The sequence below is a fragment of the Bradyrhizobium sp. LA6.8 genome (assembly GCF_040547935.1).
GTDB classification, from domain to species: domain Bacteria; phylum Pseudomonadota; class Alphaproteobacteria; order Rhizobiales; family Xanthobacteraceae; genus Bradyrhizobium; species Bradyrhizobium barranii.
In genome coordinates this window covers 213110-234862 of record NZ_JBEPQQ010000011.1, presented here as the reverse complement: position 1 = coordinate 234862, position 21753 = coordinate 213110, and the positions used below count along the sequence as shown (strand labels likewise).

24 protein-coding genes and 1 tRNA gene are annotated in these 21753 nt (G+C 64.8%); 12 read left to right on the top strand and 13 right to left on the bottom strand.

Annotated elements, in window-relative coordinates; all coding sequences use genetic code 11:
• Window positions 1-9: 9 nt before the first annotated feature.
• The 6 genes from ABIA90_RS38865 to ABIA90_RS38840 all read right to left on the bottom strand — a co-directional run bounded on the left by ABIA90_RS38865 (window position 10) and on the right by ABIA90_RS38840 (window position 7311).
• On the bottom strand, window positions 10-978 hold the full coding sequence (locus tag ABIA90_RS38865) for an ABC transporter ATP-binding protein (RefSeq protein ID WP_354121498.1): 969 nt from the start codon (window positions 976-978) through the stop codon (window positions 10-12).
• The gene (locus ABIA90_RS38860) at window positions 975-1970 is read right to left on the bottom strand and encodes an ABC transporter ATP-binding protein (RefSeq protein ID WP_354121497.1); all 996 of its coding nucleotides are present in this window, start codon (window positions 1968-1970) and stop codon (window positions 975-977) included. Before ABIA90_RS38860 ends, ABIA90_RS38865 begins: the two co-directional genes overlap by 4 nt.
• A complete protein-coding gene (locus ABIA90_RS38855) occupies window positions 1970-2887 on the bottom strand; it encodes an ABC transporter permease (RefSeq protein WP_014491615.1) in 918 nt (305 codons plus the stop codon). Before ABIA90_RS38855 ends, ABIA90_RS38860 begins: the two co-directional genes overlap by 1 nt.
• Window positions 2853-3812, bottom strand: coding sequence for an ABC transporter permease (locus ABIA90_RS38850; protein WP_063985816.1), 960 nt, complete (start codon window positions 3810-3812; stop codon window positions 2853-2855). The genes ABIA90_RS38855 and ABIA90_RS38850 overlap by 35 nt, the downstream gene beginning before the upstream one ends.
• Before the next feature lie 29 nt (window positions 3813-3841).
• A complete protein-coding gene (locus ABIA90_RS38845) occupies window positions 3842-5632 on the bottom strand; it encodes a peptide ABC transporter substrate-binding protein (protein WP_071909319.1) in 1791 nt (596 codons plus the stop codon).
• 260 nt (window positions 5633-5892) lie between these two features.
• A complete protein-coding gene (locus ABIA90_RS38840; RefSeq protein ID WP_354121496.1) occupies window positions 5893-7311 on the bottom strand; it encodes a M20 family metallopeptidase in 1419 nt (472 codons plus the stop codon).
• Between the two features lie 282 nt (window positions 7312-7593).
• On the opposite strand from ABIA90_RS38840, the gene ABIA90_RS38835 reads away from it, so the two are divergent.
• The 3 genes from ABIA90_RS38835 (at window position 7594) to ABIA90_RS38825 (ending at window position 9960) form a co-directional block, all read left to right on the top strand.
• On the top strand, window positions 7594-8565 hold the full coding sequence (locus ABIA90_RS38835) for a S1C family serine protease (RefSeq protein ID WP_085401911.1): 972 nt from the start codon (window positions 7594-7596) through the stop codon (window positions 8563-8565).
• Between the two features lie 35 nt (window positions 8566-8600).
• Window positions 8601-9671 carry a carboxylesterase family protein gene (locus tag ABIA90_RS38830; protein WP_354121495.1) on the top strand — a complete coding sequence of 357 codons (1071 nt, stop codon included), beginning with the start codon at window positions 8601-8603 and terminating at the stop codon, window positions 9669-9671.
• An 82-nt stretch (window positions 9672-9753) separates the two neighbouring features.
• A complete protein-coding gene (locus ABIA90_RS38825; protein WP_028159206.1) occupies window positions 9754-9960 on the top strand; it encodes a hypothetical protein in 207 nt (68 codons plus the stop codon).
• A 78-nt stretch (window positions 9961-10038) separates the two neighbouring features.
• On the opposite strand, the gene ABIA90_RS38820 is transcribed toward ABIA90_RS38825, so the two are convergent.
• From ABIA90_RS38820 to ABIA90_RS38810, 3 genes are all read right to left on the bottom strand, one after another.
• Window positions 10039-10698 carry a DsbA family protein gene (locus tag ABIA90_RS38820; protein WP_028147336.1) on the bottom strand — a complete coding sequence of 220 codons (660 nt, stop codon included), beginning with the start codon at window positions 10696-10698 and terminating at the stop codon, window positions 10039-10041.
• Between the two features lie 98 nt (window positions 10699-10796).
• On the bottom strand, window positions 10797-11273 hold the full coding sequence (locus ABIA90_RS38815; protein WP_354121494.1) for a PaaI family thioesterase: 477 nt from the start codon (window positions 11271-11273) through the stop codon (window positions 10797-10799).
• A gap of 3 nt (window positions 11274-11276) precedes the next feature.
• Window positions 11277-11702: an acyl-CoA thioesterase gene (locus ABIA90_RS38810; protein ID WP_354121493.1), complete on the bottom strand. Its 426-nt coding sequence runs from the start codon at window positions 11700-11702 to the stop codon at window positions 11277-11279.
• A 111-nt stretch (window positions 11703-11813) separates the two neighbouring features.
• On the opposite strand from ABIA90_RS38810, the gene ABIA90_RS38805 reads away from it, so the two are divergent.
• The gene (locus tag ABIA90_RS38805) at window positions 11814-12362 is read left to right on the top strand and encodes a TetR/AcrR family transcriptional regulator (protein WP_028147339.1); all 549 of its coding nucleotides are present in this window, start codon (window positions 11814-11816) and stop codon (window positions 12360-12362) included.
• Between the two features lie 45 nt (window positions 12363-12407).
• Here the strand turns inward: ABIA90_RS38805 and ABIA90_RS38800 are convergent, their stop codons facing one another.
• Entirely contained in the window at window positions 12408-12899 is a 492-nt protein-coding gene (locus tag ABIA90_RS38800) for a hypothetical protein (RefSeq protein WP_063985822.1), read from the bottom strand.
• 199 nt (window positions 12900-13098) lie between these two features.
• Here ABIA90_RS38800 and ABIA90_RS38795 point away from each other — a divergent pair, with 199 nt between their 5' ends.
• Together ABIA90_RS38795 and ABIA90_RS38790 are read left to right on the top strand one after the other, a co-directional pair.
• A complete protein-coding gene (locus tag ABIA90_RS38795; RefSeq protein ID WP_354121492.1) occupies window positions 13099-13395 on the top strand; it encodes a PsiF family protein in 297 nt (98 codons plus the stop codon).
• A 101-nt stretch (window positions 13396-13496) separates the two neighbouring features.
• Complete coding sequence (locus ABIA90_RS38790) at window positions 13497-14582, top strand: AbrB family transcriptional regulator (RefSeq protein ID WP_166348789.1); 1086 nt, start codon at window positions 13497-13499, stop codon at window positions 14580-14582.
• A gap of 169 nt (window positions 14583-14751) precedes the next feature.
• Here ABIA90_RS38790 and ABIA90_RS38785 read toward each other — a convergent pair whose 3' ends face one another.
• Window positions 14752-15291, bottom strand: coding sequence for a disulfide bond formation protein B (locus ABIA90_RS38785; RefSeq protein WP_247313390.1), 540 nt, complete (start codon window positions 15289-15291; stop codon window positions 14752-14754).
• Between the two features lie 158 nt (window positions 15292-15449).
• Between ABIA90_RS38785 and ABIA90_RS38780 the strand changes: the two genes are divergently transcribed.
• Window positions 15450-15534, top strand: a tRNA-Leu gene (locus ABIA90_RS38780).
• Window positions 15535-15726: 192 nt separating this feature from the next.
• Entirely contained in the window at window positions 15727-16029 is a 303-nt protein-coding gene (locus ABIA90_RS38775; RefSeq protein ID WP_166104306.1) for a hypothetical protein, read from the top strand.
• A gap of 34 nt (window positions 16030-16063) precedes the next feature.
• On the opposite strand, the gene ABIA90_RS38770 is transcribed toward ABIA90_RS38775, so the two are convergent.
• Window positions 16064-16525, bottom strand: a complete 462-nt coding sequence (locus tag ABIA90_RS38770) for a DUF6314 family protein (protein WP_354121491.1) — start codon at window positions 16523-16525, stop codon at window positions 16064-16066.
• Window positions 16526-16662: 137 nt separating this feature from the next.
• On the opposite strand from ABIA90_RS38770, the gene ABIA90_RS38765 reads away from it, so the two are divergent.
• A complete protein-coding gene (locus ABIA90_RS38765) occupies window positions 16663-16893 on the top strand; it encodes a hypothetical protein (protein WP_354121490.1) in 231 nt (76 codons plus the stop codon).
• A 7-nt stretch (window positions 16894-16900) separates the two neighbouring features.
• Here ABIA90_RS38765 and ABIA90_RS38760 read toward each other — a convergent pair whose 3' ends face one another.
• On the bottom strand, window positions 16901-17860 hold the full coding sequence (locus tag ABIA90_RS38760) for an AraC family transcriptional regulator (RefSeq protein ID WP_354121489.1): 960 nt from the start codon (window positions 17858-17860) through the stop codon (window positions 16901-16903).
• A 302-nt stretch (window positions 17861-18162) separates the two neighbouring features.
• Here ABIA90_RS38760 and ABIA90_RS38755 point away from each other — a divergent pair, with 302 nt between their 5' ends.
• The 3 genes from ABIA90_RS38755 (at window position 18163) to ABIA90_RS38745 (ending at window position 21703) form a co-directional block, all read left to right on the top strand.
• Window positions 18163-18405, top strand: a complete 243-nt coding sequence (locus ABIA90_RS38755) for a hypothetical protein (RefSeq protein WP_063985829.1) — start codon at window positions 18163-18165, stop codon at window positions 18403-18405.
• Window positions 18406-18429: 24 nt separating this feature from the next.
• Window positions 18430-18681 (top strand): GCG_CRPN prefix-to-repeats domain-containing protein, encoded by a 252-nt coding sequence (locus ABIA90_RS38750; RefSeq protein WP_071909307.1) that lies wholly within the window; start codon window positions 18430-18432, stop codon window positions 18679-18681.
• Between the two features lie 274 nt (window positions 18682-18955).
• Window positions 18956-21703: a T6SS phospholipase effector Tle1-like catalytic domain-containing protein gene (locus ABIA90_RS38745; protein ID WP_354121488.1), complete on the top strand. Its 2748-nt coding sequence runs from the start codon at window positions 18956-18958 to the stop codon at window positions 21701-21703.
• Window positions 21704-21753 lie beyond the last annotated feature (50 nt).

The window sequence follows — 21753 nt, the reverse complement described above, 5'->3', positions numbered from 1 at the left end:
CGCGCGACGTCAGGCGAGATGACACGCCACAAAATGGCCGCCCGCCCCTTCCTTCAACACAGGCGCGCTTTCCGCACAGCGCGGCTGGGCGATCGGACAGCGGGTGTGGAAGTGGCAGCCCGAGGGCGGCTTCATCGGGCTCGGCACGTCGCCCTTGAGGCGAATGCGTTCACGCTTGAGCTTGGGATCGGGCACCGGCACGGCTGACAACAGCGCCCTGGTGTAGGGATGCTGCGGATTGCGGTAGAGATCGCTCGCTTTCGCCAACTCGACGATCCGGCCGAGATACATCACGGCGACGCGGTCGGAGATGTGCTCGACCACCGACAGGTCGTGCGCGACGAACAGATAGGTGAGGTTCAGCTCGGCCTGGAGATCCTCCAGCAGATTGATCACCTGCGCCTGGATCGACACGTCGAGCGCGGATACCGGCTCGTCGCAGACGATCAGCTTCGGCTCGACCGCGAGCGCCCGCGCGATCACGATGCGCTGGCGTTGGCCGCCCGAGAATTCGTGCGGGTAGCGGCGCATGTGCTCGGCCTTGAGGCCGACCTTCACGAGCAGGCTGGCGACGCGCTCCTCGCGCTCCTTGGCCGACGATCCGAGCTTATGGATGATCAGGGCCTCACCGAGGATGGCGCCGACCGTCATGCGCGGATTGAGCGAGGCGAACGGATCCTGGAACACCAGCTGCATGTTCCGCCGCATCGCGCGCAAATCATTGCCGCTGAGCTGGCGCACGTCCTGACCGTCGAACACGACCTCGCCGTCGGTCGGCTCGATCAGGCGCAGCACGCAGCGGCCGGTGGTGGATTTGCCGCAGCCGGATTCGCCGACGAGGCCGAGCGTCTCGCCGCGGTTGACCGAGAACGAGACCCCGTCGACCGCATAGACGCTGCCGACCTGGCGCGACAACAGGCCGCCGTGCACGGGGAAATATTTCTTCAGGCCGCTGACGCGGAGCAAGGGCTCGGTCATGCCGTGCCTCCCAACTGCGTATCTCCGAGGTGACAGGCCATGCGATGGCCGGGCGCGATCTCGCGCAGCAGCGGCTCCTTCTCGGTGCAGACGTTCATGGCAAACTTGCAGCGCGGGGCGAAGCGGCAACCGACCGGCGGATTGATCAGGATCGGGACCGAGCCGCCGATCGCTTCGAGCCTTATCTTGTGCTCGCTGTCGAGATCGATCCGCGGGATCGAGCGGATCAGACCCTGTGTATACGGATGACCGGGATTGCCGAAGAGGTCGTCGACGAGCGCTTCCTCCACCACCTTGCCGGCATACATCACGACGACGCGCTGCGCGGTCTCGGCGACGACGCCCATGGCGTGGGTGATCAGCATCACCGCCATGCCGAAGCGCTCCTTCATGTCCTGCAAGAGGTCGAGGATCTGCGCCTGGATGGTGACGTCGAGCGCGGTGGTGGGCTCGTCGGCGATGATCAGCTTCGGCCTGCAGGCAAGCGCCATCGCGATCATCACGCGCTGGCGCATGCCGCCTGAGAACTGATGCGGATAATTGTGCACGCGGCCTTCGGCGTTGGGGATCTGCACCAGCTTCAGCATCTCGATGGTGCGCTCGAGCGCCTGCTTCTTCGTCACCGCTTCATGGCGGCGCAGGCTCTCGGCGATCTGCTCGCCGATGGTGAGCACCGGATTGAGCGAGGTCATCGGCTCCTGGAAGATGAAGCCGATCTCCTTGGCCCTGATCTCGTCGAGCTGACGGCTCGTCAGCGGCACGAGATCGCGGCCCTCGAAGATGATCTGGCCCGCCGCGATGCGGCCGGGCGGCATGGCGATCAGCTTCAGGATCGACATCGCGGTCACGGTCTTCCCGCAGCCGGATTCGCCGACGACACAGAGCGTCTCGCCCTTGTTGATGGAGATGTCGACACCGTCGACGGCCTGCAGGATGCCGTCGTCGGTCGAGAAGTGGGTTTTCAGCCCTTTGATTTCCAGCAGCGGCGCCATCAGATCACCCGTCGCGCATCGAGCGCGTCACGCAGGCCGTCGCCGATGAAGTTGATGGCGACCACCGCGATGAAGATCGCGCCGCCCGGGAACAGCGCCCAGTGCGGGCCGATGTCGAGGAAATCCTTGGCGTCGTACAGGAGCCGGCCCCAGGTCGGGGTATCCGGCGGGAAGCCGAGGCCGAGGAAGGACAGCGTCGATTCCGCGATGATGGCGGCAGCGACGTCGATGGTGCCGGCGATGATCACGGGACCGAGCGCATTGGGCAGGATGTGCCGCACCACCTGGCGCACCGGACTTGCGCCGAGCGCACGGGCGGCCTCGACGAACTCCTTCTCGCGGATCGACAGGAACTGTGCGCGCACCAGCCGCGCGACCGGCATCCAGCGCAAGCCGCCGATCACGAGCACGATCAGGATGAAGATGCCGCCCTCGGGACCGAACATCTGCTTCAGCCCGTCGCGGAAGAGATAGATCAGCAGCAGCAGCAGCGGCAGCTGCGGCAGGGACAGGAAGAGATCGGTGAGCCACATCAGGCCGTGGCCGAGCGCGCCGCGCGACATGCCGGCGAGCGCGCCGATCAGGACACCGATAAAGACCGAGACCAGCATCGCGGCAAGGCCGACCGCGAGCGAGATGCGCCCGCCATAGATCATGCGCGCCAGGATGTCCTGCCCGAGATCGTCGGTGCCGAACGGATGGGCCAGCGACGGCCCCTGCATGCCCGCCACGATATCAATGTCGTCGATCTTGACCCGCCAGACGAAGGGGCCGGCCACCACCGCCAGGATCAGAATGAGGAGCAGAAACGCACTGACCACGGCGAGCTTGTGGCGGCTGTAGCGCCGCCACATCTCGCGCCAGGGCGAGTAGACGCGCCGCTCAGCGGAGGGAGATGCGAGGGTCAAGCCAGCCATAAAGGACGTCCGCGATGAGATTGAACAGCACGACGAGGCACGCGAAGACGAAGGTAACGGCCATCACCACCGGCGTGTCGTTGGAAAGGATGGAGGAGATCAGCAGCGAGCCGATGCCGGGGATGCGGAAGATCTGCTCGGTGACGATGGCGCCGCCGAACACGGCCGGCATCTGCAACGCAATCAGGGTGACGACCGGGATCATGGCGTTGCGCATGACGTGCTTGACGATGACCGTGGCCTGCCCAAGCCCCTTGGCGCGCGCCGTGGTGACATAGTCGAGCCGGATCACGTCCAGCATCGCCGAGCGCACGAAGCGCGTCATCGACGCAGCCTGGAACAGACCGAGCACCGCGACCGGCATGATCGCCTGCCGAATCATCTCCAGCACCCAATGGATGCCGGTGCCCTTGATGTCGGTCGTATAGACGAAAGGCAGCCAGTCCAGCGTGACCGAGAAGATCAAGATGAACAGAATGCCGGTGAAGAAGGTCGGCAGCGAGAAGCCGACGAAGGCGAGCGTGTTGGCGATCTGGTCGAACAGCGAATAGGGCTTTGTCGCCGCATAGACACCGACGGGGATCGCAATCAGCAGCGCCAGGATCTGCGCCGAGCCGATCACGTAGAGCGTCGCCGGCAGACGCTGGAGGATCAACGTGTCGACATTCATCCGGCTGACGAAGGAGAACCCCCAGTCACCGTGCAGCATGGCGTTGAGCCAGTGCAGGTAACGGAGGTGGATCGGATCGTCGAGGCCGAACTTGGCCCGAAGTGCGGCCTGCACCTCGGGCGGGACGTTCGGGTTCGTCGCCAGTTCCGAGAACGGATCGCCTGGCGCAAGCGCCAGCACGACAAACAGCACAACCGAGATTCCGAGAAGACTCGGAATCGCGATCAGGAGGCGACGCAGGACGTACTGACTCATAGGGAAAGACCCCGTCTAGAGCTGGGGGATCATTCCTCGCGGTACCAATCGTGCAGATTGTCGGTTTCGTTGGCCCAGCCGCTGATGATCGGGCGGAGATTGTTGGCTGCCGCTTCCACCTTTAGGCGATGCTGCGCCGGGATGAACACGGTGTCCTGGAACATGAGGTCGTTGGCCTTGATATAGTGCGCCGCGCGCTTGACCGGATCCATTTCGCCTTCGGCTGCTTCGATCGCTGCGTCATAGTCCTTGTTGACCCAGCGCGGGAAGTTCGTGCCCTGCCACTTGTTCTCCTTCGTGGCGACGTTGGTCGACAGATAGCGGCGCATATGCTGAGACGGATCCGGCTGGCTCAGCGGGATCTGGAACATCTGGAGATCGGCGTAGAAATGCGCGTAGGTGTCGGGGTTGGCGACATCGGAGGAGAAGAACACGGACGCCACCACCGACTTCAGCTCGACGTCGATGCCGGCCTTCTGACAGGCCTGCTTGACGATCGCCTGGGTCTTCTGACGCGGTCCGTTGATCGAGGTCTGGTACAGAAGCTTCAGCTTCTTGCCGTCCTTCTCGCGGATGCCATCCGCGCCGGGCTTCCAGCCGGCGTCGTCGAGCAGCTTCGAGGCCTTCTCGATGCTGAATTCCCAGGTCGTGTTCTTGGAGACGAACTTCTCGGGACCGTTGAGGAAGTTGGCGGTGGTGCGGCCGGCGCGGCCGTAGATCGCCTTCTTGATGGACTCGCGGTCGACCAGCATCGACAGCGCCTTGCGTACCGCCGGATCGGAGAACAGCGGATGCTTGGTCTTCATCGAGGAGCGCTCGCCATCGACCTCGGTGTTCGGATCGGTGAAGTTGAGCGCGATGAATTCGGTGTCGCCGCCCACGGCATAAACGGTCTTGCCCTTGCCGCCCTTTTCGAGGCGCAGCAGCACGTCGTCCTCGACCTGGATGTTCCATCCGAAATCATATTCACCGGTCTGGATCACCGCGCGCGCCGCAGAGACGGCGTCGCCGCCGCCCTTCATCTCGACCGTGTCGAAATAAGGCCGGTTCGGCATGTGGTAATCGGGATTGAGCTGGCCGCGGACGAGATCGCCCGGCTTGAACTCGACGAACTTGTAGGGGCCAGTGCCGACCGGCGAGAGGTTGGTGGGCGCTTCCCGCGATTTGGACCCCTTGTAGTCGGCGAACAAATGTTTGGGGATGATGGTGTTGGGAGCCCCGACAAAGGCGTCGGCCCAGAACGGCGTCGGCTTGTTAAAGAGGATGCGAACCGTGAGGTCATCCACCTTCTCGACCGTGATGTCGCGGAGCGTCGCGATGGTCAGGGCGGAGGTCGCCGGATCCCTGGCATATTCCCAGTTGAACACGACGTCATCGGCGGTGAACGGCTTGCCGTCATGCCATTTGACGCCTGGTTTGAGCTTCCAGGTCACCGACTTGCCGTCGGCGGCGAGGCCGCCGTTCTGGATCGAGGGAATTTCGGCCGCCAGAACCAGCTTCATGTTGCCGTCGGGATCCCAACAAGCGAGGGGCTCGTAGAACAGGCGCGCGCCGTCCTGGTCCTTGGTGCCGGTGGCGAAATGCGGATTGAGCAGGGTCGGCCCCTGCCACCACAGCAGCTTCAGCGCACCGCCGCCGCCGCGCTTGGTCGGCTTGTAGGTCTGGGCACCTTCCGCCATGGCGACGCCGCCGAGCGCGAGGATCTGGTTGGCGAGGGGTGCGGTGAGGCCGACCGCGGCCATACGCATGATGAAGGCACGGCGGTCCATCCGGCCGTCCTTCACGTCACCAATCATCGAACGCAGTTCTTTATCCAGCATGGTTGTCCCCCGTCTGGTTCCCGTATGGATGCAGGCGGCCGCACCGCGGCCGCCGGGTTTTGCTGGCGGTAGATGGCACACCGAATAGGCCGCGCGTCAACTGCGACCATGTGTATGCAAACGGTGTTCTGGCTGTCTGTTGGGCAAAACTCTGTTCCGCAGCCCAAGCGTTCGGCAATCCGGCGCTAAATCGCGCCGGAATCCACGTTGCACTGCGGAAAATTTGTTCGCGGCATCAGACGAAGTATCGAGGCGAAATTCTACGCCACGGACATGGTCAGCGGCGGCGCGACGTGGTCCGGCAGCGGACAGACGTAAGGTGTCTTGGCGGTCCGCTTCTGCAAGTCCGCTTTCGCGGCCTTGATCAGCTCCGGATCCGTCAACGCCTTGATGCCGATCCCGGCCATCGCCTTCGCCGCCTGCACCATGGCCTTATGAGCGTGTCCGCTCTTGCCCTGCGCCACCACCTGCCAGGTGTGGAACGGCGTGCCGATTGCAACCGTGGGTGCGTGAACCTGCACGGTCGGCACCACCCAGCTCACGTCGCCGACGTCGGTCGAGCCGACCAGCGGGTTGCGCTTGGCATCGAGCGGCACCAGGAAGTCGGCCAGCGGCCGATCGGTCGGCTCCATGCCGATCGCGTAATAGACCGACGCGATGTCCTTGTCGCTCAACGTGGCGCGGATCTGGCTGGCAAAGCCCTTGTCGGCGTCGTCGAAATGCGGCGGCCCCAGCTCTTCCATCACCCGGTGCAGCGCCTGCTCCAGCGGCGTATTCGGCAGGATGTTGGAGACCGCGGAGATGATCTTCATCTCGACTTTGGTCTCGGTCATCAACGCCGCGCCTTCTGCGATCTTGCTGACGCGTCCGACCAGCTCGTTCATGCCGGGCAGATCGCGGGCGCGGATCGAATAGCGCACGCGCGCATGCGCCTGCACCACGTTGGGAGCGATGCCACCGGTGTCGAGCAGGGCATAATGCACGCGCGCGTCGCTCGGCATGTGCTCGCGCATGTAGTTCACGCCGACATTCATCAGCTCCACCGCGTCGAGCGCGGAGCGGCCGAGATGCGGCGAGGCCGCCGCGTGCGAGGTGCGGCCGGTGAAGATGAAATCCGCGCGCGTGTTGGCGAGCGACGGCGTCACCGCGACTTCCCAGAAGCTGTGCGGATGCCAGGTGATGGCGATGTCGGCGCCTTCAAACGCGCCCGAGCGCACCATGAAGGCCTTGGCTGCGCCGCCCTCTTCCGCCGGGCAGCCGTAATAGCGCACGCGGCCGGGCACCTTGTTCTCGGCGAGCCAGTCCTTCATCGCGGTCGCGGCGAGCAGCGCCGCGGAACCAAGCAGGTTGTGGCCGCAACCGTGGCCGTGGCCGCCGGTCTCGACCGGACGGTGCTCGGCGACGCCGGCCTCCTGACTGAGGCCCGGCAACGCGTCATATTCACCCATGAAGGCAATGACCGGACCGCCCTCACCCCACTCGCCCATCACCGCGGTCGGGATGCCCGCGACGTTCTCGGTGATACGGAAACCCTGGTGGCGCAGCTCGGCGAGATGCTCGGCGGCGGACCGCGCCTCGGTGTAGCACACCTCGGGCATGCCCCAGACCCTGTCGCTGAGGTCGATGAAACGCGCCTTGATCGTGTCGACGCCACGCCAGATGTCGCTGCGATTATCCATGCTTCGGTCCGTGATCTCTTGGTCAAACGAAGCGGCAATGGTTAGCAGCTTCATTGCACCCCGCCTAGCACGTCGCGGGACAGCAGCCATGCGGCCGGTGCTGGATCGCGCGGCCGCTTGCCACCTGTGCGGGCGCTGTGCCTGTCGAAGATTTCACGCGGCGATCTCCGGAATAGTTGGGAACGAGGCTTTCAAGACGGCCTCCTCCAGCCTAAATTATGAGTGCTTCGCGCGTCGTTCCGCCGGCCAAGGCGGAGCAATGCTCTCAGCCAGGAGAACTCCATGCCCGCCCTGACCGAATGGAGAGTGCCGCCGGCCAATCAGCCGCGCGCGAGCGATTACGGTTTCGATCTCGACCGCTCGCTCGCGTCCGTCGTCGGCCTGCACGCCATCATCCCGCCCGACGCCTTCAGTGCCGAAACGCTGGGCACCGAACGCGCCGGCAACGGCGTCGTGATCGACAACGGGCTGGTGCTGACCATCGGCTACCTCATTACCGAGGCGGAATCAGTGTGGCTGCATCTCGCCGACGGGCGCGTCGTCGAGGGGCATGCGCTCGGTTTCGATTCCGTCACCGGCTTCGGCCTCGTGCAGGCACTCGGTCAGCTCGACGTCGAACCCTTGCCGCTCGGCAACTCGGCGAAAACAAGGGTCGGCGACCGCGTCGTGGTCGGCGGCGCCGGCGGGCGCACCCGATCGGTCGCGAGCCAGATCGTGGCCAAGCAGGAATTCGCCGGCTATTGGGAATATCTGCTGGACGAGGCCGTGTTCACCTATCCCGCGCATCCGAACTGGGGCGGAACGGCGCTGCTCAACGAGCGCGGGGAGCTGATCGGCATCGGCTCGCTGCAGCTCGAGCGCGAACGCGAAGGCAAGGCCGAGCACGTCAACATGATCGTGCCGATCGACCTGTTGAAGCCGGTGCTCGACGATCTGCGCAAATTCGGCCGCGTCAATAAGCCGTCGCGCCCCTGGCTCGGGCTCTATTCGACCGAAATCGACAACCGCTTGGTGGTGATCGGGATTTCCACCAACGGCCCGGCCGCGCGCGCGGAGCTGAAGACCGGCGATGTCATCCTTGCGGTGGACGGCCAGGAGGTGACGAGCCAGACCGCCTTCTACAAGACGATGTGGGCGCTCGGCGCCGCCGGCGTCGACGTGCCGCTGACCGTGCATCATGAAGGTGTCACCTTCGACGTCACGGTGACGTCGACCGACCGCTTCAAGCTCTTGAAGGCGCCGAAGCTGCACTGACGAGATCGAACCGACATCAGGCAAGGAAAGCGGCGATGAGCGAGGCCGTCGTTGACGACATCGTGACCGTGCTGCCGCCGCTGCTCAACGCGCTGGAAGCACTCGGCTTCTTCACCCGGAATCTGCATCCGCCGGCCTTTGCCTCGGTGATGAATGCGATCGGCGCGCCCGACGCGGCGCTGCAGGCGGCGCACGCTGCGATCGGCGCCTGGCCCGAGCAGTTCACCGGGCTGCGCGAGCGGCTCGACCGCGCCTGCAACGAGACGCTCTCCGCCTTTGCCGGCATACGCGAGGTCGAGCGCGGCAATGGCGATCTCGTCGCAGTCTTCCGCGCGCTGCGCCATCTGCCTCGTGCACAGGAGGCGCTGTATCCGCTGTCGACCCAGTTTCCGCCGGTGAGCAGCTTCTTCCTCAACGCCGCCAATCGCGAGAATGACGATCTGCTGACGCGGCTGGAAGCCGGGGCGGGCGAAGACACCGGCATCTTCCACGACCACAACGAGCCCGGCAGCCGCGGCGGCTTCTCGGTCTATGTGCCAGAATATTACTCGCCGGAGCGCGCCATGCCGCTGGTGATGGCGCTGCATGGCGGCAGCGGCAACGGCCGCGGTTTTCTCTGGAGCTGGCTGCGCGATGCCCGCAGCCTTGGCGCGATCCTGGTGGCGCCGACCGCGACCGGCCCGACATGGGCGCTGATGGGCGACGATAGCGACACGCCGAACCTCATGCGCATTCTCGACACGGTGCGTAGCCGCTGGACCGTCGACGGTTCGCGCCTGCTGCTGAGCGGCATGAGTGACGGCGGCACCTTCTGCTACGTCACCGGGCTCGACGGCGCCTCGCCCTTCACGCATCTCGCGCCGGTGTCGGCGACCTTCCATCCGCTGATGGCGGAGATGGCGGACGCCGTGCGCCTGCAGGGACTGCCAATCTTCATCACCCACGGCAAGCTCGACTGGATGTTTCCGGTACAGACCGCGCGCCAGACGCAGGCGGCCCTCTCCGCCGCCGGCGCCGATGTCATCTATCGCGAGATCGACGACCTCAGCCACACCTATCCGCGCGAGATCAACGCAGAGCTGCTGGAGTGGCTGAACGGCGGATGAACGGGTCGTCCTTATCTGCGCCGTACTGCCGCGGAACCATCACTCCGGGCCGACGTTATCGCCCGTCACCGGAGGTTCACAGATGCAGACGTTTTTCGGAATGATTTTGGGCGCGCTGCTGCTCGGTTGCGGCGTGTACGTCTATGACTCCATGCAGACGTCGTCGGTCGCCAATGGCGAGGTCGCGACGACCAATCGCACCATCGTGAACTGGGACGTCGCCAAGGCCGACTGGGATGCGCTGCGCGATCGCGCGCACAAGGACTGGGTCCGCATCTCGTCGAAGTAACGTCGCCGTATCACGAACAAGGCGCCGTCGCGGGTCCGCGGCGGCGCCTTTGTGTTGACGGCGATCGATGCGGTCGCGTCAGTTCATCTTGGCCTTGCGGGCATCGGCGATGACCTGCTCGAACTCGGTCATGCTGAGCACGCCTGGCACGCGGTACTTGCCGACGATGAAGGAGGGGGTACCGCTGAAGCCGAAGGCTTCGGCCTGCTCGTTGTTGCGCTTGAGGACGGCGTCGATGTCCTTGGCACGGTCGGTGAGATCGCGCTTCAGGCGGTCCATGTCGACGCCGGCGGCCGCGAGCAGCTCGTTGATGCGCGGCTCTGTCAGGCGCGAGCTGACACCCATCATGGCGTCATGCGCCTGATGGTATTTGTCCTGGAATTTTGCCGCGAGCGCGATCCGCGCCGCGGTGACCGAGACCGGCCCGAGGATCGGCCAATCCTTCATCACCAGCCTGACCTTGCCGTCGTCCTGGACCACCTGGCGCAGCTCCGGCTCGAGCTTGCGGCAATAGGGACAGTTGTAGTCGGACCATTCGATGATGCTGATGTTGCCGTCGGGATTACCGGCGACGGGAACATCGGGGTCGCGCAACACCTTGGCTTCGGTCAGCACCTCGTCATCGGCGGCGGCCGCGCGCGCAGAGGTGATCCGACCTGCCGCAAGGGCACCCGCCCCGATCAGCGTCAGCGCCGCACGCCGCGTCGCCACGAGGCCCTTGTTCCTGAATCCAGCCATATCTCGTCCCGTTTCGGTCCCATCGCTGCAAATACGGTTCGCGACCGGGACCTGTTACGCGTCATATAGAGCGTTGCGGGCGCGATGTCATCGCCATGCTAGGCGCGGATCGCCGCCGGCGCTGGCGAAGCCGCCGCGCGGGGCAGCATCGCCATCAGCGTCCCGGTCATGGTGGCGACCAGCGTGGTGTTGCCCTCGTGCTCGGCAAAGGCCCTCGCCTCGCAGAAGGTCAGCGTGCGGCCGGGCTTGACCACCTCGGCCTTGAAGACGAAGCGAGTGCCGCGGGCGGGTGCCAGCAGCGTGGTCTTGAACTCGACGGTCAGGATGTCGGCCTCGCGCGGCATCAGGGTGAAGGCGGCGACGCCGCAGGCATTGTCGAGGCCTGCCGTGATGATGCCGGCATGGACAAAGCCGTTCTGCTGCGTGAAAGCCGCCGAATGCAGCATTGCCAATTCGACCTCGCCCGGCGCGAGGCGGACGATCACGATGCCGAGCGTGCGCATCGCCGGCTGGCCGTCGAACATGGCAATGGCGGCAGCGCGATAGCCCGGATTTTTCGGCTCGAACGCGGCCATGGCTCAGGCCTCGGCCGGCTCGGCAAGATGTTGCAGAGCGACCGCGCGGATCGCATCCGTGAACGGCGCCGACTTCCGCTGGCTGCGGTCCATGTGCACGCCGGTGATGTCGCAGAACGCGGCGATCTCGCCAGTCTCGGCATTGGTCATGTCGTGCCGGAAGCGGATCGACTTGTCGCGGACCTCCAGCAAATGGCTGCGGATCTCGACGATGTCGCCGGCGAGCAGCTCCCGCCTGTAGGTGATATTCTGCTGCACGGCGGCCATGCCGCGGCCGGAAGAGCGCAGATAGGTCGGCGTCAGCCCGAGGCGCGCGAACAGATTCCAGTTGGCCTCGTCGAATTTGCCGACATACCACATGATGTTCATGTGGCCGACATGATCGCACTGCCACGGATAGACCGTGCCGCGATAGGTCGCCTCCTGCATCGCAATTCCTCCTGCCGTTTTTCCGCCCTCTGATCATTGATACGGTAGCGTATCAGCGCCTCCGCGCGTTAGCAATACGGTACCGTATCAAGAACCGGTGAGGCTTCCTTCATGAACGACGGCAAGGGCGATGTCTGGGTCGAGGCAGGGTTTACCGAGCTCGCCCGCTCGGGGGTCGAGGGTGTCAGGGTCGAGGTGCTCGCCAAGAATCTCGGCGTCACCAAGGGCGGCTTCTACCGCCGCTTCGCCGACCGTGCCGCGCTGCTCGATGCCATGCTGGAACGCTGGCGCGAGGGACGCGCGGCGTCGATCGCGCAGCAGACAAGCCTCGATGGACAAGAGCCCCGCGAGCGGCTGAAGGCGGTGATCCAGCTTTATTCCGAGCGGCTCAATCCGGAGGGCATGGCGATCGAGCTCGCGATCCGGCAATGGGCCCGCTCGGACGAAAACGCCGCCACGGCGGTCGCGAGCGTGGACGCGGCGCGGCTCAAGCACGTCGCCGAGCTCTATCGCGCGACTGGCCTCGAGGCCGAGGCGGCCGAGGCGCAGGCCTTCCTGTTCTATTGCTTCATCTTCGGCCAGAGCTTGCTGTTCGTCGAGCGCGGTCCACGCAAACGCTCGCAGCTCGTGGCGAAGTCGGCCGAGAAGCTGCTCGACTAGCGAAATGGCCGGAGCTTTGCTCCGGCCATCGCATCATGTCGAAGCTCAGGCAGCGCCCTTCAGCTTCTTGTTGCACTCGCTGTAATAGCCGCCGCCCTTCTCGATCCACTTCATGCCACCATTGCCGTTGGTGGTCTTGTTGGCATTGTACTGATCGACGCAGGTGTGGAGGCGCGCCTTGCCGGCGGTCTCCTTGGCGTATTTCGGATCGACGGCGTTCGGATAGATCGCGGGTCCGGCCGGCAGGGTTGGCGCGGCAGCGGGGGCCGCCTCCTTCTTCGCCTGCTTCGGCTCGGCAGGAGCGGCGGGCGCAGCCGGAGCAGCGGCGGCCGGCGCGGCGGCAGGCGTCGCATCCGCTCCGCACTGGGCCTTGCGGAAGTCATTCCACTTCGTTGTGCCAAGCGAGCCGTCCTTCTTGGCGGCCTGGTATTTCGCGCTGCACTCCTGCGAGGTCAGCGCCTGCGCCGGCGCGCTCGCGACCAGCGCGGCAAAGCCCGTCAATGCAACCGCACACAGCAATTTTGACTGAATGGTCATCCTTGGTCCTCCTCCTTGGTCTTCCCCGACGGAAGCGAAACGAGGATTGCTATCCTAGCGTGCCGCCCGGCCGCGACAAGGAAGCGATGGCACCTGCCGCCAAAATATAGTGATCCCCCCGGCTCGGATTATTCATGTCGCGTTCAGCAAGGCGAGCCGACGTTCCCAACCCTCCGCAATCTCGCAAGAGTGCACCACCATGACCTTCACGTCTCGCCTCGCCATCGTCGCCCTGACCTCCCTGCTCGCCACCGGCACCGCCTTCGCGCAGGCCGCCGCGCCGGCTGCCAAGACCGACGCCAAGACCACAACTGCCGCCGCCCCCGCCGACAAGAAGGCGTCGAAGGAGCGCTCGGCGGAGTCGCTCGAATGCTCCAAGCAAGCGGACGCCAAGGCACTGAAGGGCAAGGAGCGCAAAAAATTCCGCCGTGAGTGCATGAAGGAAGCGAAGGCCGGCACCGCCGCTCCCGCCGCCCCCGCCGCCGACAAGAAGTAAATCCGTCACACTACGGTTTGCGAGCATCCGTGAGAGGCGCGCGCATTGCGGCATGACGAGGCTGCAATTGTGTGCCTCTCGCTGATTTGCGATAAGGTGGTGTGAAGCAAATCACCGCCTCCCTGCCGTTCGAATGGCCAAGCCGTGCCAAGATCTTGAGCACGGTTGAGACGCTCGTCATCGGCACCGCCGGCGGCCTCGTGTTTCTGGTCGCCGGACTTCCCGGGGGACTGATCTCGGGCTCGATGATCGCGGTCGGGATCGCCGCGATCGCCGGCCGCCAGCTGGCGCTGCCGCCGATCCTGACCCAGACCGTGCTGGTGCTGCTCGGCATTTCACTGGGCTCGGTCGTCTCGCGCCACCTGCTGCAACAGGTCAGCGCCTATCCCCTCACCATCGGCCTGCTTGCGCTCGCGACCTTCTGCTCGACCTTCGGTTCGAGCTATTACCTCCAGCGCATCCATGGCTGGGACCGCACCTCGGCCTTCCTCGCCGGCAGCCCAGGGGCGCTGTCGCAGATCACGATCCTGGCGGTCGAGCGCGGCGCCGACCTGCCCGGCATCGCGGTGGTGCAGACCCTGCGCGTGATCATCCTCACCGCGGCGCTGCCGATGGTGCTCGCGTTCGCGGGCGTGGCGCCCTCCGTCGCGCCGTCGCTGACGACGACGATCGCCTCGCCGCTCGAACTCGTGGAGCTGGTCGCGGCCTCGCTGGCCGCGGCGCTGCTGCTGCGGTTGATAAAGTTTCCGGCGAGCTGGATGTTCGGCGCGATGATCGCCTCCAGCGTGCTGCATGGCGCAGGCTGGGTCGAGGGCGGCCTGCCGAACTGGGTGCGCGGCGTGGCGCTGATCGGCATCGGCGCATTGATCGGCAGCCGTTTCGCGCGGATGCGGATCAAGACGCTCGCCGGCCACATCCATGCGGCGCTGGGCTCGTTTGCCGTGGCCATCGCCGTCTCCGCCATCTTCGTCGGCATCGTCGCGCTCACCACGCAGGTGAAATTATCGGATGTCGTCGTCGCCTTCGCGCCGGGCGCGATGGACGCGATGCTGGCGCTCGCGCTCACGCTGCACATCGACCCGATCTTCGTCGGCGCCCATCATTTGTCGCGCTTCGTGTTCGTGACGATTGCGACCCCGGGCATCGTGCACCTGTTCGGCCGCACGCAGGACGATGTGGATGATTAGCGAAGCGCCGCAGTCGTAGCGGAGCTCCGGTCTCGTAGGATGGGCAAAGGCGCGCTAGCGCCGTGCCCACCATGCTCCCGCAATATCGCTAAAAATGGTGGGCACGCTTCCGCCTTCGCTCTTCGAGCTACGGCGGACAAGTCGCTTTGCCCACCCTACGGCAGCTTGCCTAGCGCTTCGCCGTCCGCAAAAATCCCCACGCCGCGATCGCCGCCATCAACAGCGAGATCAGCACATTGTAGCCGGCGAGCGAGAGGCCGAGGAAACGCCACTGCACCTCGTCGCAGCGCACCACCTTCACGGTGTCGAGCTTGGACAGCAGGTCGGCGGCATTGCCGAGATTGATGACGGGACCGGAGCAATCGGTCGGGCCCTTCCAGAACCCCCATTCGACGCCGGAGTGGTAGGTGCCGAGGCCGGCATTGGCGAGTGTCGCCAGCGCGAGTATCGCAAGGCCCGCGAGCAGCAGCGGCCGCGGCGCCCCGCTCCGCGCCGCAAGCGCCGTGAGCACACCGACCGGGATCGCCAGATAATAGGCGTAGCGCTGCTCCAGGCACAGCGGACAGGGCAGGATCTCCAGCACGAGCTGGAAGAACCAGGCGCCGGCGATGGTCGCGGCGGCAATCAGCGTGACGAGCACCGAGGCAGTCAGCGCGGGACCGGTCCCAGCCGGCCTGAATGCAGGTATTGCGGCACTCTGGGTCGTCACGGCAGCCTCTTCCGATGGGGTCGCTTTCTTAAGGCTCTAACCCCGGCCCAGGCGGCTGTCGAGAACGGCCGGGATCACTTTGGCGCGGGTTGACCCTGCCCTGTCCATGGCTATAGTCCGCCCGCTTTGCGAGGCCCTTTTCCAGGGGCCGACCGGGAGCCCCTGTGGCGGAATTGGTAGACGCGCTCGACTCAAAATCGAGTTCCGCAAGGAGTGCTGGTTCGATTCCGGCCAGGGGCACCAGCCTTCGCTGCTTCGCAGCTACGGCTGGGCGAGCCGGGCGGAAGTCCATCCATGCGAAGCAGGGAAGGCTGTCGCGCCGAAGCCTTGGCGAAGGCGGACTAGATCAACGAATCCGGTGTTTCCCTCCCCTTCCAATCGTCACATCCCACCTGTATAAACCGGTAGCTTCTTCTGTCACTCGAAGGAGCTCACATGAACGACCTGCATACGTGGCTTTCGCAGCAGCACCACGGCCTGCGCACCTTCCGGACATTTCAGCAAAAGCTCGAGACGCTCGGCCGGGACGATCCCGCCCAGCGCGGTCTTTGCCGCCTGTTGAGCGGCCTCGTCGGCAGCTATGTCGAGGCCTTTGACGAGGAGCCGCTGCCGGTCGAAATCGCCGATGGCGCATATCAGCGTCTGCTAACGCTGGTTGAGAGCATCGATCTTCACGGCGACGCCAATCGCCGGCTCGCCGACATCAACCGCGTGGCGGAGAGTGAGCTCTGGCGGTGAGAGCCGGCACGCCGTCGCCATCGCGCCGGCGTGATCACGGGAGACGCGTGTAGGTCGTGTTCATCGTGTAGTCCTTGCGTGGACCCGATACGACATGACGGACGACGAACGTTCCATCCGGCCGAAACATGTAGGCCGACTGATAGTCGTCGTGCTTGCAAAGATGGCTCGCACGTCCGCTCAGCTCTCCCCCGGAAGATGCGGAAAGCGAAATCTCGTGAAACAGCCGCGGTGGATCTTCCCTGAAGAAGACCTTGAATCCTCCGTCGCTGTTACTGAAGACGTATTCGCGTTCGGCCTGCACAATGGTGCCGTTCGCGAGCGTAAGATATCCCTGCTCGCGATAGGCCAACCGCCCCCCGTCCAGTGGTGTGAAGATCGCGATACCCTGCATCGTAGCCTGGCCTTCGATGACACGGTTGAAGGACCACGAGCCGATCAGCCTTTTCGTGACGTCCGAGGCGTCACCCCAGCCATCGATCCTCGCTTCATTCATATCTTCAGACCTGCTCTTTAGACCTGCGCAATTAACCAGCCGGTCCAGCCTCACAGGATCCGTAGCCGGGAGTTCGACTTCAACGAGCCGATACCTATATCCTACCGCAATGAATGGTGATGCGGTGAGCAGCTTCGATGGCCAGGAGACGCACGACGGAAGCGGACGCCGACGACCTCCCCCGCTATTTCGTCTGGGTCCGGGGCCTCGAAGGCCCCGAGCCGCAGAAATGGATGGCGATGGATTTCGGCATCGGTGACTGGAAGCGGCCGCAAGTGATGGCCTTTCTGGAGCTGCCGGAAGGCGAACGGCATCTGCCGCTGTCGGCACTGGCGCGGCGCTATCCGCCGCCGCGGGTGGAGACCTAGCGCTCTCTCACTTCCCCCTCGCCGCGGTCGGCGTCAACCCAAACCGCCTGCGGAAGCAGCGGTTAAAATAAGAGAGATCGTTGAAGCCGCAGGCAAAGGCGATGTCGCTGATGCGGCCCTCGCGGTGTGCCAGGAGGTCGGCGGCCTTGCGCAGACGCAGCTCAGTGAGGCGGGTGGTGAAGCTGGCGCCGGCCTCGAACAGCAGCTCGTTGACGTAGCGCTCGGAAAGGCCGCCGGCGGCGGCAAGCTTCTGGGCGGAAAAACCCGGCTCGTGGAAGCGCGCCTCAAGAATCGACAGCACGGCCTTGAGCCGCACTGCGCGCAGGCCCCCGCGTCGCGCGGCAGTGGCGATATCGCTGCGGGCACCGAGACCGATCGCGGCAAGGTCGAGCAGATGGCCGGCGATCGCCATGCCGGCCTCGTCGGCGGCCGTGGGATTGCGGAGGAGGAGATCGCTGTAATCCATCGCCAGCGACAGCGCGCCGCCGGGCTCGAGCTCGCAGCCGACGAGATCGTCGATGTCGGCGACCATCGCGCGCAGCGTATCGACCGGCAGATGCACGTTGGTGAAGCGCTTTTGGCTCGCGCCGTCGGCCGCGAAGAACGGCTCGTCCAGCTTGAGCAGCACCATCGCTCCCGGCCGCATGGTGAATTCGCGGCCACGATGGATCACCTGAGACGGAAGATCTCCGGTGTTGCGCGCGAGGCAAAAGCGGTCGTCGCCGGTCTCGATCACCTGGCGCTTCTCGCGCCGGACCGTGACGAAGCTGCCGTCGCAACGGCCGAGCATGGTGGTGCCGATATGGATCGAGTTCATCGTGGCGCGAAACGGCACGTCGGACGCCGGATCGAGCTCGCCGGTGTTGGAGAAATGCTCGAACAGCTCCGCGAAGCGGATGAAGCGCTGCCGGTCGGACAAGTCCTGCGGCAGCATCTCGGTCGAGAGCGACTTCCTGACGACGGACATCGAGAATGACTTTTCGAGAATGGCTTTTCTAATTTCTTCAAAAAAGGACTTGGCGCTCGCTGAACCTCGCACGCCAAACGGACGCCCGCAGAAGACCAGCATACCGCAAGCTATCAGCACGCCAACGTGAATCAAGCTGCGCCGGTCAGTCCAAGCTGCGACGGGGCTGGCGCCGGTCAGTCCAAGACGCCCCGCACAGGCGGGCCCTATTCAGGCCGCGGATGCGGCATCCCGGCACAGACGGGACTGCGTCCGGGCAAACGGGCGGCCCCAGCCTGACGCCCGCTGGAGGAGACAACGACATGCGAACCTCTCTACCCCGCAGCCTCGTGCTCGGCGGCGCCATCGCGACCAGCCTCTGCATCGGTTACGCGCTGGGCGCGCAGCCGCACATGGACGAAGCCATCGCGATCCTGCAATCGGCCCGCGCCGAGCTCGGCAAGGCCGAGCCGAACAAGGGCGGCCATCGCGAGAAGGCGATCGGGATGATCGACCAGGCGATCGCCGAAGTACGCGCCGGCATCGCGTTCGCCGCCGGCCATTGAAGCAACGGCATTCGGGAGGAAGACATGATACGCACCCTGTTTGCCACGGCTCTCACGCTCGGCGCGATCACGGGCGTTGCCCAGGCCATGCCGCTCACCCTGCTCAACGCAGGCGCGAACGGCGACGTCATCGCGGTCGCCGGCGGCTGCGGCCCCGGCTGGCACCGCGGCCCCTATGGCGGCTGCCTCAGGAACTACGCCAACCCCGCCGCGCATGCCTGCCCGCGCGGCTACCATATCGGCCCCGGCGGCGCTTGCCGCGGCAATGGCAGGTAGGAGCTGAACACTCCGCCTCTCCCCACTCGCAGGGGAGAGGCGTCCGCCGACATCACGCCTCTCGCCACGGGCACCAGCAAGACCAAACGTTTTCGTAACCGTCATTGCCGCGGCGTCCGACCGCGGCAGGGCGGCGGCGCGATCCCGCTTGCTACCTCAACGGGACTATGCACAGAATGCACCTGCTTTTTATTACGCAACCATTGATTGAAATCGTGGGGTGCTGAACGGCTCCAGCCCGAAGTGCTTCACCGTCGATTGCCAGAGGGGCCCCATGACCCACCATGATGGCGCGCAGAATGGCGATTCTGCCAGACCCAAGCACACACATGACGATGCAAGCGCCGGCGGGACGACCGCCACCACCCTGTCGAAGCGCAAGCTGGTGCTGTTCGCCGACGGCACGGGCAACGCGTTCACCGCCCAGGAATCCAGCGTCTGGCGGCTCTATGAAGCGCTCGACCACACCCAGCCGGACCAGATCGCCCACTACATCAAGGGTGTCGGCACCGCCGGCTGGGCGCCGCTCGCGGCCATCGACGGCGCCACCGGCATCGGCGTTCCCTCCAACGTCCGCAAGCTCTACCGCTTCCTGTGCTGGAACTGGCGCGAGGGCGACGAGATCTACATCTTCGGCTTCAGCCGCGGCGCCTTCACTGCGCGCACGCTGGCGGCGCTGATCGCGAGCCAGGGATTGGTGCCGGCGGAGATCAAGGGCGAGCCGGTATCGCATGCCGAGATGGAGCGCAACGCCATGTCCGCATGGCGGGAATACCGCAAGGAATCGGTGGGCTATCGGAGCCTGCCGACGATCTGGATTACGCGCTGGATTCGCGACCTGCTGCTCATCATCTACCATTTCGTCTGCGGGCACCGCTCCTATTGCACGGTCCGCAAGGCCATGGCCGGCCGCAAGAACGTCAAGATCGAATTCCTCGGGCTGTTCGACACGGTCGAGGCTTTCGGCGTACCGATCGAGGAGCTGCGCGTCGCGATCGACTGGGCAATTTGGCCGATTTCGTTCCGCAATCACCGGCCCTCGCGCAAGGCGATGCACATCTGTCACGCGCTCGCGCTCGACGACGAGCGCACCACCTTTCATCCGCTGCGGATCGACCAGAGCCGTCTAGCGAATGACCAGACTGTCAAGGAGGTGTGGTTCGCGGGCGTCCATTCCGACATTGGCGGCGGTTACCCGGACTCCACCCTCTCCTTCGTTCCGCTGGTCTGGATGATCGAGCAGCTCGGTGGCCAATTGCGCTTCCAGAACGGCACGATCGAGCGTTTCCGCGAGTATCAATCGGCGATCGGGCCAAAGCACGATTCACGCAGCGGCGCCGCCGTGCTTTACCGCTACGGTCCGCGGCCGATCCTCGAAGGCGATGTGAACGGCGGCAAACCGGTCGTTCACTTCGCCGTGGTCGAACGAATGCTGTTCGGATGCGACGATTATGCGCCGATCATGCTGCCGGCGAACGCGCGGCTGCTGATGCCCGACGGAAGCATCAGGGAGCTCACCAACGACGGCGCGCACCAGGCCATGCATGACGCCTACGCGAAGAAAGCGAGGCGCCCGATAAGCAAGGAGGAATCCGACGCCTTCACTGGAATGAAAGCGCCAGACGCGGACATGGCGAATCTGGCGCGCGGCGCCGTGTGGTGGCGACGCGTGGCCTATTTCTCGCTCCTGATCATGACGGGCATCATTGCCGCCTGGCCGTGGATCGCCCACAAGATCATAGATACATCCGGCAAGAGCCTGCGCGATTTTGTCAGCAACATCGACTGGGGTTTCAGCGCCATACTCGGCTCCGTCGCGAACCTGCTCAAGAACGTGTTGCCTTCCTATGCGGGGCCATGGCTCAATATCGCACTCTATTATCCTGTCGCGACCTCACTCGTCGTGCTGGTCACGTGGTGGGTCTGGAGCATCAACGCCTCGCTGCGTGATGGCATCCAGGAGCGGGCGCGGCTCGCCTGGTACCGGCCGGAACGGAAGGCGAGCGCAAAAAACCTCAGCCGGATGAGTTTGTTGTTCAGGTTTGGCGGTTTGATGCAGCGAAATGCGCGGTGGATGAGCTTTCCGTTCACCAAGATCATCTTCCCCATCGTCTCCATCGTCGTCATCTACGCCGCGGGCTTGCTGATCGCCTCGAGCAGCTTCTTCACCTGGCGCGTCGCGACCGGACAGGTTTGTGAAGCCCCGGAAACAAAAGCCGCAGAGGCGCAGAAAAAGGGAGCGAACGTCGCGATAGACATTCCGCCAGCCAAGCCGGTGGGCGACAACGCGCTTCCTGCGACCGAGCTTTTCAACGTCAACCAGTTCTGCTGGGCAAGCAGGCTCGCCGTGGAGAAGGGCCGCAAATACCGGGTCTGGATCGATATCGACCAACGCTGGTTCGACCGTACGATCATGACCGGCGTCAACGGATTCCAGACCTACGAAAACCACCATTACCTCGCTCTCCCGACCCGACGACTGTTCGGCGCGGACTGGTTCCAGCCGGTCGTACGCGTCGGCGAGAAGGGCCTGAACGATCGGCCGCTGCAGGCCACGAACGTGATGTCGGCAGATGAACTGCCGCGCCGCATTGACCCGACCCTCCCCGAGGACAATGCTCAGGATGAGCCAAAAAACAGATATCCCGTCCGCATCGAAAGCGCTGAGGAATCGAGCACGGACGATGCGGCGAAGCTGACGAAACTCAAGGCCGATATCGCGAAGATGGGCACATTCGATGCGCTTCCGCCAGACGAGTCGGCACGCAAGGTCTGGGACACGCAGAAACTTGCAGACCGGATGGTGGCCGAATTCACCGCACCTGATTCCGGCGAGCTGTTCTTCTACGTCAACGACGCCGTGCAGATCGTCCCGGGCTTCCTGCGATGGCTGGCCCCGGCAAAATACGCCGACTATTTCGGGCCGGACGAACAATACTACAAGAACAACAGTGGCACGGCGCGGATCACGGTACAGCGTCTGCCCGCGCCGCCGACGCCATCGGCTGCGGCAAAGCAGTAGGCGCCGGCCACACCGGAGCGGAAGAGTGACAACGCCCCCATGATTATGGG

Bases quoted from the DNA above. Each gene is read 5' to 3' on its own strand.
- ABIA90_RS38745 (WP_354121488.1), top strand. From the start codon at position 18,956: ATGACCCACCATGATGGCGCGCAGAATGGCGATTCTGCCAGACCCAAG.
- ABIA90_RS38850 (WP_063985816.1), bottom strand. From the start codon at position 3,812: ATGAGTCAGTACGTCCTGCGTCGCCTCCTGATCGCGATTCCGAGTCTT.
- ABIA90_RS38775 (WP_166104306.1), top strand. From the start codon at position 15,727: ATGAACGACCTGCATACGTGGCTTTCGCAGCAGCACCACGGCCTGCGC.
- ABIA90_RS38810 (WP_354121493.1), bottom strand. From the start codon at position 11,702: ATGCAGGAGGCGACCTATCGCGGCACGGTCTATCCGTGGCAGTGCGAT.
- ABIA90_RS38845 (WP_071909319.1), bottom strand. From the start codon at position 5,632: ATGCTGGATAAAGAACTGCGTTCGATGATTGGTGACGTGAAGGACGGC.
- ABIA90_RS38805 (WP_028147339.1), top strand. From the start codon at position 11,814: ATGAACGACGGCAAGGGCGATGTCTGGGTCGAGGCAGGGTTTACCGAG.
- ABIA90_RS38830 (WP_354121495.1), top strand. From the start codon at position 8,601: ATGAGCGAGGCCGTCGTTGACGACATCGTGACCGTGCTGCCGCCGCTG.
- ABIA90_RS38865 (WP_354121498.1), bottom strand. From the start codon at position 978: ATGACCGAGCCCTTGCTCCGCGTCAGCGGCCTGAAGAAATATTTCCCC.
- ABIA90_RS38800 (WP_063985822.1), bottom strand. From the start codon at position 12,899: ATGACCATTCAGTCAAAATTGCTGTGTGCGGTTGCATTGACGGGCTTT.
- ABIA90_RS38825 (WP_028159206.1), top strand. From the start codon at position 9,754: ATGCAGACGTTTTTCGGAATGATTTTGGGCGCGCTGCTGCTCGGTTGC.
- ABIA90_RS38755 (WP_063985829.1), top strand. From the start codon at position 18,163: ATGCGAACCTCTCTACCCCGCAGCCTCGTGCTCGGCGGCGCCATCGCG.
- ABIA90_RS38750 (WP_071909307.1), top strand. From the start codon at position 18,430: ATGATACGCACCCTGTTTGCCACGGCTCTCACGCTCGGCGCGATCACG.
- ABIA90_RS38795 (WP_354121492.1), top strand. From the start codon at position 13,099: ATGACCTTCACGTCTCGCCTCGCCATCGTCGCCCTGACCTCCCTGCTC.
- ABIA90_RS38815 (WP_354121494.1), bottom strand. From the start codon at position 11,273: ATGGCCGCGTTCGAGCCGAAAAATCCGGGCTATCGCGCTGCCGCCATT.
- ABIA90_RS38765 (WP_354121490.1), top strand. From the start codon at position 16,663: ATGGCCAGGAGACGCACGACGGAAGCGGACGCCGACGACCTCCCCCGC.
- ABIA90_RS38855 (WP_014491615.1), bottom strand. From the start codon at position 2,887: ATGGCTGGCTTGACCCTCGCATCTCCCTCCGCTGAGCGGCGCGTCTAC.
- ABIA90_RS38760 (WP_354121489.1), bottom strand. From the start codon at position 17,860: ATGTCCGTCGTCAGGAAGTCGCTCTCGACCGAGATGCTGCCGCAGGAC.
- ABIA90_RS38835 (WP_085401911.1), top strand. From the start codon at position 7,594: ATGCCCGCCCTGACCGAATGGAGAGTGCCGCCGGCCAATCAGCCGCGC.
- ABIA90_RS38770 (WP_354121491.1), bottom strand. From the start codon at position 16,525: ATGAATGAAGCGAGGATCGATGGCTGGGGTGACGCCTCGGACGTCACG.
- ABIA90_RS38860 (WP_354121497.1), bottom strand. From the start codon at position 1,970: ATGGCGCCGCTGCTGGAAATCAAAGGGCTGAAAACCCACTTCTCGACC.
- ABIA90_RS38820 (WP_028147336.1), bottom strand. From the start codon at position 10,698: ATGGCTGGATTCAGGAACAAGGGCCTCGTGGCGACGCGGCGTGCGGCG.
- ABIA90_RS38840 (WP_354121496.1), bottom strand. From the start codon at position 7,311: ATGGATAATCGCAGCGACATCTGGCGTGGCGTCGACACGATCAAGGCG.